Source organism: Acidimicrobiales bacterium, assembly GCA_040219515.1.
Lineage (GTDB): Bacteria > Actinomycetota > Acidimicrobiia > Acidimicrobiales > Aldehydirespiratoraceae > JAJRXC01.
Window position 1 is genome coordinate 47658 of the sequence record JAVJSI010000014.1, and the last position, 14005, is coordinate 61662.

General features: G+C 69.1%; 15 protein-coding genes. 11 read left to right on the plus strand and 4 right to left on the minus strand.

All coding sequences use genetic code 11. The features are described from left to right. Positions 1-33 precede the first annotated feature (33 nt). Entirely contained in the window at positions 34-549 is a 516-nt protein-coding gene (locus tag RIB98_13550; protein MEQ8842001.1) for a GNAT family N-acetyltransferase, read from the minus strand. Between the two features lie 40 nt (positions 550-589). On the opposite strand from RIB98_13550, the gene RIB98_13555 reads away from it, so the two are divergent. The 9 genes from RIB98_13555 to RIB98_13595 all read left to right on the plus strand — a co-directional run bounded on the left by RIB98_13555 (position 590) and on the right by RIB98_13595 (position 9979). Then, on the plus strand, positions 590-1408 hold the full coding sequence (locus RIB98_13555) for a TauD/TfdA family dioxygenase (protein MEQ8842002.1): 819 nt from the start codon (positions 590-592) through the stop codon (positions 1406-1408). 38 nt (positions 1409-1446) lie between these two features. Beyond that, positions 1447-2676: a hypothetical protein gene (locus tag RIB98_13560; GenBank protein ID MEQ8842003.1), complete on the plus strand. Its 1230-nt coding sequence runs from the start codon at positions 1447-1449 to the stop codon at positions 2674-2676. A gap of 53 nt (positions 2677-2729) precedes the next feature. After that, complete coding sequence (locus tag RIB98_13565) at positions 2730-4022, plus strand: alpha/beta fold hydrolase (GenBank protein MEQ8842004.1); 1293 nt, start codon at positions 2730-2732, stop codon at positions 4020-4022. Then, positions 4019-5404, plus strand: a complete 1386-nt coding sequence (locus tag RIB98_13570; GenBank protein MEQ8842005.1) for a wax ester/triacylglycerol synthase family O-acyltransferase — start codon at positions 4019-4021, stop codon at positions 5402-5404. The genes RIB98_13565 and RIB98_13570 overlap by 4 nt, the downstream gene beginning before the upstream one ends. Next, positions 5401-6216 (plus strand): SDR family oxidoreductase, encoded by an 816-nt coding sequence (locus RIB98_13575; GenBank protein ID MEQ8842006.1) that lies wholly within the window; start codon positions 5401-5403, stop codon positions 6214-6216. Before RIB98_13570 ends, RIB98_13575 begins: the two co-directional genes overlap by 4 nt. A gap of 13 nt (positions 6217-6229) precedes the next feature. Then, positions 6230-6988: an SDR family NAD(P)-dependent oxidoreductase gene (locus tag RIB98_13580; GenBank protein ID MEQ8842007.1), complete on the plus strand. Its 759-nt coding sequence runs from the start codon at positions 6230-6232 to the stop codon at positions 6986-6988. Positions 6989-7031: 43 nt separating this feature from the next. Further along, positions 7032-7859 (plus strand): sulfurtransferase, encoded by an 828-nt coding sequence (locus RIB98_13585; GenBank protein MEQ8842008.1) that lies wholly within the window; start codon positions 7032-7034, stop codon positions 7857-7859. 75 nt (positions 7860-7934) lie between these two features. Beyond that, a complete protein-coding gene (locus RIB98_13590; GenBank protein ID MEQ8842009.1) occupies positions 7935-9227 on the plus strand; it encodes an NAD(P)/FAD-dependent oxidoreductase in 1293 nt (430 codons plus the stop codon). Then, positions 9224-9979 carry an SDR family NAD(P)-dependent oxidoreductase gene (locus RIB98_13595; protein MEQ8842010.1) on the plus strand — a complete coding sequence of 252 codons (756 nt, stop codon included), beginning with the start codon at positions 9224-9226 and terminating at the stop codon, positions 9977-9979. The genes RIB98_13590 and RIB98_13595 overlap by 4 nt, the downstream gene beginning before the upstream one ends. Positions 9980-9986: 7 nt before the next feature. On the opposite strand, the gene RIB98_13600 is transcribed toward RIB98_13595, so the two are convergent. After that, positions 9987-10610 (minus strand): nuclear transport factor 2 family protein, encoded by a 624-nt coding sequence (locus tag RIB98_13600; protein MEQ8842011.1) that lies wholly within the window; start codon positions 10608-10610, stop codon positions 9987-9989. A 23-nt stretch (positions 10611-10633) separates the two neighbouring features. After that, positions 10634-11893 (minus strand): amidohydrolase family protein, encoded by a 1260-nt coding sequence (locus tag RIB98_13605; protein ID MEQ8842012.1) that lies wholly within the window; start codon positions 11891-11893, stop codon positions 10634-10636. Between the two features lie 129 nt (positions 11894-12022). Here RIB98_13605 and RIB98_13610 point away from each other — a divergent pair, with 129 nt between their 5' ends. Both RIB98_13610 and RIB98_13615 read left to right on the plus strand, forming a co-directional pair. Beyond that, on the plus strand, positions 12023-12865 hold the full coding sequence (locus tag RIB98_13610; protein MEQ8842013.1) for a GntR family transcriptional regulator: 843 nt from the start codon (positions 12023-12025) through the stop codon (positions 12863-12865). Then, a complete protein-coding gene (locus RIB98_13615) occupies positions 12862-13674 on the plus strand; it encodes a phytanoyl-CoA dioxygenase family protein (protein ID MEQ8842014.1) in 813 nt (270 codons plus the stop codon). Before RIB98_13610 ends, RIB98_13615 begins: the two co-directional genes overlap by 4 nt. A gap of 22 nt (positions 13675-13696) precedes the next feature. Here the strand turns inward: RIB98_13615 and RIB98_13620 are convergent, their stop codons facing one another. After that, on the minus strand, positions 13697-13954 hold the full coding sequence (locus RIB98_13620; GenBank protein MEQ8842015.1) for a DUF4235 domain-containing protein: 258 nt from the start codon (positions 13952-13954) through the stop codon (positions 13697-13699). Positions 13955-14005: the final 51 nt, after the last annotated feature.

The window sequence follows — 14005 nt, forward strand, 5'->3', positions numbered from 1 at the left end:
CAACCTAGCGCCCGGCGTCGCGTGCGAGCGGCGTCAGCGAGTTCGCTGGATCTCCCAGAGGTTCATGGTCTGACCGTGGACGAGTCGCTCCTCGGCCAGGCGGAACCCGAGCTTGTGGAGCGTCGCCTCGCTGCCCGTGTTCTCTGGATGCGCGACGGCGTGGACGAGATCGCCGGGGAAGCGGTCCCAGAGGTCGAGGAGGATGGCGTGGCCGGCCTCGGTGGCGTAGCCGTCGCGCCAGAACCGGCGCGTGAGGGTGAACCCGAAGTCGACAGTCGCACCCTCGACGTCGAAGAGGCGCTGCAGTCCGGACTCGCCGATCAACGCGCCGGTCTCGGCCTCGCGGATGGACCACAGTCCCCAGCCTTCGGCCCGCCAGCACCGCTCGTTGGCGGCGAGCGCGGACTTGGTCTGGTCGCGGGTGCGCACCCCGCCGTCGACGTATTCCATCACCGCCGGGTCGGCGTAGAGGGCACCGACCTCGTCGAGGTCGGCCGTGCTCAGCGGGAGCAGAATCGTTCGCTCTGTTCGTAGCAGTGGCGCGCTCACTCTCTGATCGTGTCACTGTTGGGAGCGAAAGGGGAGCGCGATGACGATCGAGGTCACGAAACTCAACGGCTACTTCGGTGCCGAGGTCGGCGGCATCGACATGGCCGACGTCGATGATTCGACACGCGACGAGCTTCGCAAGGCGTGGCTCGACCACAAGGTCCTGGTCCTGCGCGACCAGGCGGTCACCATCGACGAACACATCGCCTTCGGTCGGTTGTTCGGTGAGCTCGAGGTGCATCCGTTCACCGAAGGCATCGACGGCTACCCCGAGATCGTGAAGCTCGAGGCGGGCGGCGACAGCGGCAAGACCTTCGTCGCCGCCGGATGGCATTCCGATGTCACCTGGCGGGCCGAGCCGTCGATGGGGTCGATCCTGCGGGGCCGGGTCGTCCCTGCCGTCGGCGGCGACACGTGCTTCGCCGACGCGACCGCGGCCTACGAGCGGATGCCGCAGGATCTCAGGGACACCGTCGACGACGCCTACGCGATCCACGACTACGCCAGGGTGTTCGGCGCCCGGGTGGCGCCCGAGGAGCAGGCGGCGATGCGCGAGAAGTATCCGCCGCAACGGCATCCGGTGATCCGCACCCACCCGGAGACGGGCGCCCGGGGGATCTACACGAACATCGGGTTCACCTCCCACATCGACGGGATGGACGCCGACGAGTCGACCCGGACCCTTCGTCGACTCGAGCGCCAGATGATGGATCCCTCGATCCAGATCCGGGTGCGCTGGCGACCCGACACGTTCGTGATGTGGGACAACCGGGCCGTGCAGCACGCGGCCAGCACCGACTTCCTCCCCGCCCACCGGATCATGGAGCGCGTCACCGTCATCGGCGACCGGCCCTTCTGATCGTGGCCGCTGACGGTGCACCGCGGGGAGCTGCGGTGATGCCATGGGACGCGGCCGTACCCGACCCGGTCGGCGCGATCGCGGCGGACCGGGCGGCCCTGGGCGACACCTTCACCATGGTGAGCGGTGGGATGACCTACCTGTTCCTTTTCTCGCCGGCCGGGGTGCGGGCCTTCTACGAGATCGAGGAATCGGTGGCGAGCAAGGGCATCGCCGACATGCGGATGTTGTCGAGAAAGGTGCCGGCCGACCTGTTCCTGGATCGCCGGACGATCCCCCACGAGATGTTCACCCGCGAGTTGGCTGCAGCCTTCGCGGACGAGGTGACGGCCGCGCTCGCGACGGAGCTGGCGCTACTCGGGGAACAGGGGGAGGTCGAGGTGTTCGACTTCACCCGACGGCTGGGCCACCGTTTCGGGCTGGCCAGCTGGGGCGGGCCGGGCGCGGCCGCGGAACCCCGCTTCCAACCGCTCGTCGAGGCGCTCGACGAGCTGGACGCGTCGGCCGCGTTCGTGACCCCCGAAGCCATGGCGGCGATCGCCGCCAACGACCATGCAGCGGAGCGCGCTGCGCTCGAGACGATTGCGTCGATCTACGAGCCGATCGTCGCCGACTACGACGCCGCGCCCACCGACGGCATGTTCGGCACCATCGTCGGGCGCTGGGTGGACGCGCCGCAAAGGGTCCAGGGCATCGCCCACGACGTTGCGCTGGTGCACCTCGGCTCGATGTCGAACCTCTTCGCCGCCGTCGGCTGGTCGATCGTCGATCTGGTGACCCGTCCGGACCTCGTCGAACGAGTCCGCGACGGCGACCGAGATCTCGCCACCCGCGCGGCGTTGGAGTCGATCCGCCTGGCGCAACGGTCGATCATGCTGCGCGAGGTCCTGCGGCCGACCAGGATCGAGGTCGACGGTACGGTGCACGACCTCGAGCCCGGCATCACGCTGGCCACCCTCTTGCCGTTGACCAACACCACCTCGGCGGCCGGCCTGGCGACCCATGACCCGCAGCGGTGGAACGGTCGACGCCTCGGTGACCACGCGGACCTGGCCGCCCGCGAGTTGGTCACCACGTTCGGGCACGGTGCGCACACGTGCCCGGCCCAACCGTTCTCGCTGCGGGTGATCGTCGACACGCTGGTCGCGTTGGTGGGCACGTACGACCTCGAGCTGCGCGATCTCGACCCGCGGCCCCGACGAGGACAGATCGGCGGCGTGGCGAGGAGCGAGGAGCCGTGCCGGCTCGCCTATCGGCTGACCGCCTGACGGATCGGGCCGCACCCGGTACGCTGAATGGGGTCGAAGAGAGGACACCATCAGTGGCTGATCCGGTGGTTTCACCGGCTGATCGCGAGGCCGAGGCCGAACCGCGAAGGGGCCCGCTCGACACTGCTGCCGGTGGCTACCTCCTCAGTCGTACGTCGGGTATCTCCCCATTCGAGATCCTGGCCGCCGGGCCGCGGGCATCGCGCTTCCTGCTGCGTTCGGCCACGAGAGGCCTACGGGGCGGCGACCGTGAACGGCCCGAGATCCCGACACGCATCCCGACGTGGAGCACTGCGTTCGGGGTGTGGGCCGACGAACTCGTGCTGGCCTTCATGGCCACCACCCGACTGTCGGCGTCCGACGACGATTTCGCTCGGATCTCCGACGAGGTCACCGATGCGCTGGCGGCACTGGAGAAGGCCGGAGCCCTCGACGACCCGCGGGTTCTTCATCCTCGGCCGGAGGCGCCGACAGCCCGGATCGCGCCGGCTCGCTATCGCGGTCTGCGCTTCGAGCACCTCCAGTTCATGAGTGGCTACACGCCCGCGGTGCCGCTTCCCGGCACCACCCGCTGGATGTCGGTGACCACGAACCAGACGGTGCACGCCTATGTGCTGCGCCACCCCACACCGCGGCCGTGGGTCGTGCAGCTCCACGGGTTCGGCATGGGCAAGGAGAGCGACGTCGTTGCGCTGCGGGCCCGTCACCTGTTCAGCGATCTCGGTGTCAACGTCATCCAGCCGGTGTTCCCGGGCCACGGTCCGCGGGCCGAGGTCGGCGGCGAAGACGCGCTGACCATGGACTATCTGAACAACGTCCACGCCGTGAGCCAGGCCATCTCCGACGTGCGACAGGTCATCTCGTGGATCGAGGCGACCGATCCCGACGCCGGACCCGTCGCCGTCCACGGTGTCTCGATGGGTGGCTATCTCGCCGCCCTGCTGGCCGGTCTCGACGAGCGTGTCGGGTGCGTCATCAGCGGGGTGCCGACCGTCGACCTCTCCTGGGTGATGAACCGCCATCTCCCCGAGGACGACCGGGTGCTGGCCGACGAGTACCGGCTGCTGGGCGAGCGGGCGGCTCGCATCCACTCGGTCGTGTCGCCTCTGGCCCTCGACCCGCTGGTTCCCCACGATCGCCGGTTCGTCTATGCCGGTGTGGCCGACCGAATGGCAACGCCCGGCGAGGCGTATCGCCTGTGGGTGCACTGGGAACAGCCATCGGTGCTCTGGTATCGCGGCGCCCACGTCGCGTTCGCGTGGTCGCGCGAGGTGCGGTCGTTCATCGATCGGGCCCTGCGGTCGTCGGGCTACGCGAGCGTCACGCGCGAGCGGGCGGCGTCGTGAAGCGGCTGTCGGGTCTGGACACTGCGTTCCTGACGTCGGAGACGAAGCAGTGGCCGGCCCACGTGGCCTGCATCACCATCTTCGACCCGGCCGAGATCGCGGGCGGATTCAGCATCGATGTGCTGAAGCGCTCTTTCGCCAGCCGTCTCAACCAGCTGCCGCCGCTGCGGTGGCGGGTCATCGAGTCCCAACTCGGGCTGACGGCGCCGCACTGGATCGAAGACCCCGAGTTCGATCTCGACTGGCACATTCGCCGGATGCCGGTGCCGTCGCCCGGTGGTCGCGAGGATCTGGCGTCCACCGCCGAGGACATCTATCGGCATCGTCTCGACCGCCGTCGTCCGCTCTGGGAGCTCTGGGTGCTCGACGGGCTGGCCGAGGGTCACGTCGCCCTGCTCTGGAAGATCCACCACGCCTGCATCGACGGCATGGCCGGCGCCGGCATGCAGGAGATGATGTTCGACTCGGATCCCGACTGGCGTCCTCCCGATGTCATCGAGGACGACGGATGGCGGTCCGAGAAGTTCCCGTCGGCTGCCGCGATCGCGCTCAGTTCGTTGCCGGCGATCGCCCGCTCGCACGTGCGCGCCTCGAAGGACATGGTGTCGATGATCCCGCGGCTGCCCCATGTCATTCGCAGCACCGGGGCGGCCATGCCTCAGGCGGTCCCCCGCACCCGGTTCAACGGGCCGGTCGGGCAGAAGCGGGCGTGGTCCTACACGACGGTGTCGCTGAGCGAGATGAAGACGGTGAAGAACGCGTTCGGGGTGAAGCTCAACGACGTCTACGTGGCGATGATCTCGGGCGCACTCAAGCGCTACCTCACCGACCGCGACGAGCTGCCGACCGACTCGCTCGTGGCCTCCATACCCGTGAGTGCCCGCCCCGATGGATCGGGCGGTACCGGCAACATGATCTCGGGCATGACGGCATCGCTCGCCACCGACCTCGACGACCCCGGCGCCCGACTGAAGGCGATCCACGAGAGCACCAGCGCATCCAAAGAGATGCAGGAGGCCATGGGAGTCGACATGATGATGAGCCTCGCCGACGTGCCACCGCCGGCGATGATGGCGCTGGCCGCGCGGTTCTACGGCAAGACCCAGCTGGTCAAGCGAATCCCGCCGATGTTCAACGTCGTGATCTCCAACGTGCCGGGACCGCGCGAGCCGCTCTACAACCAGGGCGCACCGATCAAGGCGTTCCAGTCGATGGGCATCGTCTACGACGGCGCCGGACTGTTCATCGGCGCCATGAGCTACATGGACCAGATGGACATCGGCATTCTCAGCAGCGCCGACATGCTCGACAAACCCTTCGAGTTGGCCGACGACATCGCCGAGGAACTCCAGGCGCTGCTCGCGGTGGCGGGCGAGGCGTGACCCTCCGCACGGTTCTCACCACCGGTGCCAATGGCGGACTGGGGCTCGCCACGGTCATCGAGATGGCGCGCCGTGGGCATCGTTCGGTGGGCACCGTGCGTTCCGACGCGAAGGCCGCGGAAGTGACGTCGGCCGCCCGGGCCGAGAGCGTCGATGTCGAGGTCGAGATCCTCGACGTCACCGACGCCGAGGCGGGAGCGGCTCTGATCGAGGCGGTGAAACCCGACGTGCTCGTGAACAACGCGGGCTACATGCTCTATTCGGCGGTCGAGGAGGTCGAGGACGACGACGCCCGGGCCCTGCTCGAGACCATGGTGGTGGCGCCCATCCGGCTCGCCCGTCAGTCACTTCCCCACATGCGGGAGCGGGGTTGGGGCCGCATCATCCAGATCTCGTCATTGTCGGCCCGGGCGAGTTTCCCGCTCATGGGCTGGTACCAGGGGGCGAAACACGCACTCGAGGGCGTATCCGACGCCCTTCGCCTCGAGGTGGCGGCCGACGGCATCGCGGTCTCGCTCATCGAGCCGGGGGTGTTTCGCAGCGAACTCTCCGAGGAGTTCGTCGACCTGGAGGCTCACCGTGGCTCTCGTTACGAGAAGGCCTATGCCGCATCCCAGGAGATGTTCGGTCGTCTGGATCGGTTCATGACCGAACCCGAGACCGTGGCCAAGGTGATCGCGAAAGTGGCCGAATCGCGGGCGCCGAAGGCCCGCTATCCGGTCGGACTCGACGCCCAACTCCAGGTGCTCACCGGCACGCTGATGCCGACCGGTCTGCGCGACTTCGCCATTCGCAAGACATCCGGTCTCTGACACGGGAATGGGTATGAGCAACACCAGGCTGGACGGGAAGATCGCGCTCGTCACCGGGGGTGGTGGCGGGATCGGTGAGGCCCTGGTCGTGCGCCTGGCCGCTCGCGGCGCCCACGTGGTCGTGGCCGATGTCGACCTCGACCGGGCCGCCGAAGTGGCTGCGGCGGTCGACGGGAGCGCGTCGTCGTTCGACGTCGCCGATCGGGCCGCATGGGACCTCGCGGTCGCCGATCTCGTCGCCGAGCACGGTGGACTGGATCTCGTTGCCTTGAACGCGGGAGTGATGAGTCGCCCCAAGGGCGTCGACATGGCGGGTGACGATCCGCTCGAGTGGATGGCCCGACGCTACGACCTCGTGCGTTCGGTCAACCTCGACGGCGTCGCCTACGGGGTGATGGCGACCGTTCCGCATCTGGCCGCCGGGGGTGGCGGAGCCATCAGTGTGACGTCGTCGATGGCCGGGCTCGTCGCCCAACCCGAGGACCCGGTGTACTCGATGACGAAGCACGGCGTGATCGGGTTGGTCCGCAGTCTCGGCTCCACCCTCGCGGCCCGAGGCATCATGATCGGCACGGTGTGCCCGGCAGGGGTCGACACCTCGATGGTGCCACCCGACTTCCGGGCGGCCGGCTACTCGTTCGCGCCGCCCGACCATGTCGCCGGCGCGCTGGAGACGATTCTCGATTCGCCGGTGGGCGATGCCGGCGTGGTGTGGGTCACGATGAGCGTCGACGAACCGATCTGGCGCTACGAATTCGCCCCGCTGCGCTGATGCCGGGAGTGGAGCGCGCAGCAGCGGGCGATTGACTGACTGCATGAACTTCGGCCCGATCGTCAGTCCCGAGTGGCTCGCCGAGCACCTCCACGACGAGGGCCAGGTGATCGTCGACGTGCGCTGGACGCTGGCCGACGGCCCTCGACGAGATGCCTACGACGAGGGCCACATCCCCGGTGCGGTGTTCGCCGACCTCGATGTCGACCTCTCCGGCGCCGCTTCGGCGGGGGCCGGTCGCCATCCGCTGCCGACACCGCTGGCGTTCGGCGAGGCCATGGGCCGGCTCGGCATCGGTGATCGCACGCGCGTTGTCGTCTACGACGACGCCGGCGGCATCATCGCGGCCCGGCTCTGGTGGATGCTCGACGTGCTGCGCCGCGACGTCGCCGTACTCGACGGTGGCATCCAGGCCTGGGACGGAAAGCTCTCGAAGGCCCGCATGAAGGCCGACGACGCGCAGTTCACCCCGCGGCCGTGGCCGGAGAACGCGCGGGCCTCGGCCGACGGCGTGGCCGCCGCGCTGGCGGCGGGTGCGGTCGTGCTCGACGCGCGGGCCCCCGAGCGCTACGCCGACGGCGGCGCCGTCGACCCGCGACCCGGCCACATCCCCGGTGCTCGCAACGCCCCGGTGGCCGACAATCTCGACGGTGGCCGATGGAAGTCGCCCCGCCGGCTCCTCGAGGTCTACGAGGCGCTCGACGCCGATGGCGAGGACGTCATCGCCTACTGCGGCAGCGGCGTGACCGCCTGCGCCGACCTGCTGGGCCGCCGCCTCGCCGGCCTCCCCGACGGGCGGCTCTACCCGGGCTCGTGGTCGCAGTGGGGGGCCGACGACGACCGCCCGGCGTCCACCGGCTCGAAACCCTGACGTCCACGACTAGGCTTGTGAAGTAGATCACAAGCTCCGGTGATCGTCACCGGATGCTCGAGACGAGGTGCGGACATGGCCGCTCGACGACATCGGGTCATCGTGGTGGGCGCCGGCTTCGGCGGGCTCGCAGCCGCCCGCGCAATGGCCGATCTCCCGGTCGACATCACCATCGTCGACGCCCGCAACCACCACACGTTCCAGCCGTTGCTCTATCAGGTGGCGACGGCGGGGCTCGACGTGGACGACGTGTGCCACCCGGTGCGCGGCGTGTTCCAACGCCAACGAAACGCTCGGGTGCGGCTCGGTCGGGTCACCGGGATCGACCCGATCGAGAAGCTCGTCGAACTCGACGACGGTGCGGCCACACTCGCCTACGAAACGCTGGTGTTGGCCTGTGGGGCGGTGACGGCGACGTTCGGCGTCACGGGGGTCGACGACCATGCTTTCGGATTGAAGAGCGCGGCCGACGCAATCGCCGTGCGGGCCCATGTGCTCGAACGTTTCGAGGCGGTCGATGCCCGGCCAGAACTCGCACGCGACGGCGCGCTCACGTTCACCATCGTCGGCGGCGGGCCGACCGGCGTTGAACTCGCGGGCGGACTCGCCGAGCTCGTCCATCGGGTGTTGCGCCGTGACTTCCCGTCCCTCGATGTGGCCATGGCCCGCATCGTGCTGATCGAAGCAGCCGACCGCGTGCTCGGGACCTTCCACCCGTCGCTCTCGCAGCGGGCGCGCCGAACGCTCGAACAACTCGGCGTGGAGGTGCTGACGCACACTGCGGTCGAGGAGGTGACGGCGACGTCGGTGCGTTTCGCCGACGGCACGGAGCTGGCGACCCAGACGCTCGTGTGGGCCGCCGGCGTGCGGGCCAACCCGATCGGCGAGCACGGACCGTTCGAGACCGGTCCCGCGGGGCGGATCGTGGTCGACGAGTCGCTGGCGGTGCCCGGCCATCCCAGCGTCTACGTCATCGGCGATCTCGCCGCGAGCCCGACGGCCGACGGTCGTGCCCTTCCCCAGGTCGCGCCGGTGGCGGTGCAGGGCGGTCGCCATGTCGCCGCCGTGCTCTCGGCTGCGCTCGGCACGGCCGACGACCCCGGGCCGTTCGTGTACCGCGACAAGGGCTCGATGGCGACGATCGGGCGTCACGCCGCGGTGGCCGAGCTGCCCAACGGTTGGCGCCTCGGCGGACCGCTCGGGTGGGCGGCCTGGCTCGGCCTGCACCTCGTGATGTTGATCGGCTTCCGCAATCGCGCCAATGTGCTCGTGAACTGGATGTGGAACTATCTGACCTTCGACCGGGGGAGCCGAGTGGTGGTGCCCTCGGCCGAGATCCTCGCCGCCCGACCGGAGACGCCGCGTTGACCGAGACCGACCGAGACGGACTGGTCGCCCTGGTCACCGGCGGCGCCGGCGGCATCGGCCGAGCCGTCTGTGCGCGGTTGGCGGCTCGGGGGTTCCGCGTCGTCGTCGCCGATGTCGACGAGGCCGCCGCGTCGCTCGTGGCCGCCGAGATCGGCGGAGTGGCCATGGGTTTCGATGTGGCCTCGCACGAGGAATGGGCGCAGGCCGTGGCCGGCATCGTCGCCGACCACGGCCGACTCGATCGCGTCGTGCTGAACGCCGGGGTGATGTCGCGACCCAGGGGGACCGCCATCGACGATGGCGATCCGATCGACTGGATGCGTGAACGCTACGAGCTGGTCCGTGGCGTCAACCTCGACGGCGTCGCCTTCGGTGTGCTCGCCACGGTCGACGAGGTGGCCCGCCACGGTGGGTCGATGGTCGTGACCGCGTCGATGTCGGGTCTCGATCCCCGGCCGGGAGACCCGGCCTACTCCATGACCAAGGCCGGGATCATCGCGCTCGTCCGGGCGCTCGCTCCTTCGCTGGCCGAACGGGGGGTGACGATCGGCGCGGTCTGCCCGGCCGGCACCGACACCCCGTTGATCCCGCCCGACGTTCGCCGGTCCGAGGTCGAACTCGCTCCCCCAGAGTTCATCGCCGAGGCGCTCGAGTTCGTGCTCGATCAGGCGCTCGACGACACCGGCGGCATCTGGGTCACGCTCGGCGTCCACGACCCGTTGCGACGCCACGAGTTCCCGTTCGTACGCTGAGCGCAGGTCAGCGCACCCGGATACGGGGGTCGGGCGCGCCCCGGCGCATGGTGGTGAGGAACTGTTCGAGCGGCGCCGGGTCGGCGACCTGGGGTTCGTCGTCGCCCGGCGGGTGGGCCCAGAACTCCTCCCACGAGGGGAAGAGGTCGTGGAAGGCACCGTCGTAGGGTTCGCGGTCGGGCCAGCGCATCTTGGTGTCGCCCACCGGTGGTCGGTTCAGATCGGTGGCGTACCAGTAGCAGGGCAGGCGCCGGCGAAAGAGCCAGTCGCCGTCGATGCGCTCGTAGTCGTCCCAGTAGAGCATCTGCATGATGACCCACTCGTCGCCGGTCTCGTGCTCGTTCTTCGAGTAGAGGACACCATGGGCATGGTCGGCATCGTCGAACTCGATGACGTGATTGCCGATGTGGTGCGCAGTGCCGGTGAACTGGAGTCGAAGGGTGTCGTCGAGCCAGCGCTTGAGGTGAGCCCGCCCGGTGAGGTCACGGCTCACGCGGATGTCGGGAGCGAACAGGTTCACATGCGCATCGAGATCGCGCATGTCGAGCGAGACGGCGTATTTGGCTGCCAGCTGACGGATCGCGTCGAGCGACTCCAGCCGGTCGACGCGGGCTTCGAGATCGGCGGTCATGCTCGTCGCCGAGTCGGCGCCGGCTACCAGTTCTCGGGGTCGGCGACGACGGACTCGGGCACGGGGTGCCGGTAGAGCTCCGACGCGTTCTCCCAGGTGATGCGACGCCGGTCGTGCTCGGGCAGCCAGCCGATCTCGCGTTCGACGATGTCCTGGGTGCGGGGCCAGGTCGAGTCGCAATGGGGGTAGTCGGACTCGAGGAGGATGTGGTCGACGCCGATGCGCTCGCGTTGACCGAAGGCCGAGGGGTCCTCGACGGCACAGAAGTAGAAGTTGCGGCGGAAGACTTCGGACGGCGTGAGCTCGTCGGTCCACGTGCCGTACATGTCGTGGTAGCTGAGCATGTGGTCGAGCCGGTCGATCAGGCCGGCCACCCAACCGATGCCGCCCTCGGACAGGCAGATCTTCAGGTCGGGGTGACGCACCGGGGCCATCGAGTAGAGCCAATCGACGGCGGCGTAGATGGCGTAGGCGAAGAACAGTACGCCGACGACGTCGGGCGGCGCGTCGTCGGATGTTGCGGGCGACGCGCCGGCCGAGCCGATGTGGAGGTTGATGACCGTTTCGGTCTCGGCGCAGGCCTGGAGGAACGGCTCCCAGTGGCCGGAGTGCAGGCTCGGGAGCCCGAGCTTGTCCGGGGCCTCGGAGAAGGTGACGGCCTTGAAGCCGCGCTCGGCGTTCTCGCGGATCATGTCGGCCGCGACCTCGGGGTCGAGGAGCCACGGCAGCTGGCACGGGATGATGCGGTCGGGGTAGGGGCCGGCCCACGACTCGAGGTGCCAGTCGTTCCAGGCTCGCACCGAGGCCATGGCCAGTTCCTGATCGTTGGTGACCGTCTGGAGGCGCTGGCCCGCGAAGCCGGGCAGGAACGAGGGGAAGTTCACCGAGGCATAGACCCCGTTGATGTCCATGTCGGCGATGCGTTCGTGGATGTCCCAGGCGCCCTTGCGCATCTCGTCGAAGCGGGTCGGTTCGAAGCCGTACTCCGAAACCGGCCGACCGACCACCGCGTTGAATCCGACATTGGGCAGCTCGTTGCCGTCGTAGAGCCAGGTCTGTCGGCCGCCATCGGTCTCGACCACCCTCGGGGCACGGTCGACGAGGTGGGCGGGGATCCGTCCCTCGAACGTGTCCGGCGGCTCGACCACGTGGTCGTCCGCGGAGATCACCAGGTGCCGGCGCGGCGCTCGTTCCGGCTCGGGGAGAAACGTGACGGTCCGGTCGGCACCGGTGGCGGCCGTGGTGAACGACAAGTCGCCGGCGAGATCATCGATGCTGCGCATGGGGTACTCCGAACGGGTGGGTGTGGGGCCGATGCCAAGTGACACACCGAGTCATCTTCTATATGTTTTGTGCTTTGCACCGAACTGTCAACCCGACGATCCTGGCGGACCGAGAACGATGACCACCCGATGAGCACGCCCGCGTCACCGTCGAACTCGGACCCGCTGCTGGCCGTCCCCTCCATACGAGGTGACCGGTCGGCCGAGGAGAAGTATCGCGCACCGCACGTGGCCGACCTGGTGGTGGCCGAACTTCGACGCCGGATCCTCGACGGCGAACTCGACGACGGTGACGAGCTGCCCCGGCAGGAGGATCTGCTCAAGGAGTTCGGTGTCTCGAAGCCGTCGATGCGCGAGGCGTTGCGCATCCTCGAGTCCGAAGGGCTGCTGTCGGTGCGACGGGGCAAGGTCGGCGGTGCGGTCGTGCACCGGCCGGGCCTGGACAACGCGGCCTACGTGCTCGGTACGGTGCTGCGTTCGACCGGCGCGCCGGTCGACGACGTCGCCAGGGCGCTCAATCAGCTCGAATCGCAGTGTGTGGCGATGTGCGCGGGTCGAGACGACCGGGCCGAGACGGTGGTCCCTGCGTTGCGCGATGTGAACGCTCGGGCGGCCGCGTGCATCGACGATGTGCGCCAGTTCACGATCGTGTCGCGGGAGTTCCACGAGGCGCTCGTCCAGCTCTGCGGCAGCCCCACTCTGACGTTGGTCGTGGGGGCTCTCGAGTCGGTGTGGACGGCGCACGCCGATGCCTGGGCCGAACTCCACGACGGCCAGGGTGACTTTCCCGATCGTGCCTATCGCCAGCAGGGAGTCGACGATCACGAGGCCCTGATCGACCTGATCGAAGCGGGCGACATGGCCGGCGCGGCGGCGGAGAACCAACGCCACCTCGCGTGGGCGCCGGTCTATGCGCTCGACCCCGAGAACGTCGTCTTCCCCGGCCTGTTGGCCGAACGGCCCGACAAGTGAGCGACACCGCCACGGTCGCGTCGGCCGTCGAACAGATCGCCACCGACGGGTGGACGATCCTTCCCGACGTGATCGACCCCGAGACGGTCGCCGGGCTGAGGGATCTGGTCGACGCGACGATGGCGAGAGACCGGACCCCGTTCGGAGCGAACGCCTTCCTGGGGAGCCACACCCGGCGGGTGTTCAACCTGTTGGCCCACGACGCCGGGTTCGGGGCGGTGCCCATCGATCCGACGGTGCTGGCCGTCGCCGAGGCAGTGCTCGACCCCGATCTGCTGCTGTCGTCGTTGACCGCGGTCGAAACCAATCCGGGGCAGGAGGCGCAGCCGTTGCACGCCGACGACGGCTCGATCCCGCTGCCACGGCCGCATCAGCCGTTGGCGCTCGTGGCGCTGTGGGCCCTCACCGATTTCGACGAGATGAACGGCGCCACCCGCTTCGTGCCGGGTTCGCACTCCGACCCCACGCGTCCGCGGCCGGGGGAGTCGGCCGAGACGGCGATGGCCGAGATGCGAGCGGGCAGCGTGCTGGTGTACAACGGTTCGCTCTGGCACGGCGGCGGGGCCAACCGGTCCGCCGATCGCCGCGTGTTCATCGTCTGCAACTATTGCGCAGGCTGGTTGCGGCAGGAGGAGAGCCAACTGCTCGCCCTCGACCGCGAGTACGTCGCCACGCTCCCGCCGCGTCTCCGGCGGCTCGTCGGCTATGGCGTCTATCGGGGACTGCTCGGCCATGTGGCCGGCGAGGACCCGGGCTCATGGGTCGACGACGAGGTCGAGACCGACCTCGTCTGGAAGCGGATGCGCTGACCTCGCCGACGTCGAATGCCGGTCAGGCGGGTGCGGGATTGCCGGTCGCCTTCTTCCATCCGGCCGATGTTCCTCTGCGAGCCACGACTCGCGCCGCGCCGACGAGGAGCCCCGAGAGCGCAGCCCACGCTGCCGCTTCGGTCCAGCTCACTTCTTCGTCGGCGGGATTGATCGGTGGCGTGTGTTCTCCGCGCCAGATCGACGATGCCAGCTTTCGGGCCGCTGCGGCCGCGGCAATGGTGGCGCCGGTTTGGAGGAGTGGGTAGATGAGCTTCTTCACGATGTTTCTCTACCCACCGAGTCGGCGAGCGAAACGACCGGCGCCCGCGCA

What these genes read in the sequence shown, in the direction of transcription:
- RIB98_13555 (MEQ8842002.1), top strand. Translation starts at nt 590, where the DNA reads ATGACGATCGAGGTCACGAAACTCAACGGCTACTTCGGTGCCGAGGTC.
- RIB98_13560 (MEQ8842003.1), top strand. Translation starts at nt 1,447, where the DNA reads ATGCCATGGGACGCGGCCGTACCCGACCCGGTCGGCGCGATCGCGGCG.
- RIB98_13580 (MEQ8842007.1), top strand. Translation starts at nt 6,230, where the DNA reads ATGAGCAACACCAGGCTGGACGGGAAGATCGCGCTCGTCACCGGGGGT.
- RIB98_13585 (MEQ8842008.1), top strand. Translation starts at nt 7,032, where the DNA reads ATGAACTTCGGCCCGATCGTCAGTCCCGAGTGGCTCGCCGAGCACCTC.
- RIB98_13590 (MEQ8842009.1), top strand. Translation starts at nt 7,935, where the DNA reads ATGGCCGCTCGACGACATCGGGTCATCGTGGTGGGCGCCGGCTTCGGC.
- RIB98_13600 (MEQ8842011.1), bottom strand. Translation starts at nt 10,610, where the DNA reads ATGACCGCCGATCTCGAAGCCCGCGTCGACCGGCTGGAGTCGCTCGAC.
- RIB98_13605 (MEQ8842012.1), bottom strand. Translation starts at nt 11,893, where the DNA reads ATGCGCAGCATCGATGATCTCGCCGGCGACTTGTCGTTCACCACGGCC.
- RIB98_13610 (MEQ8842013.1), top strand. Translation starts at nt 12,023, where the DNA reads ATGAGCACGCCCGCGTCACCGTCGAACTCGGACCCGCTGCTGGCCGTC.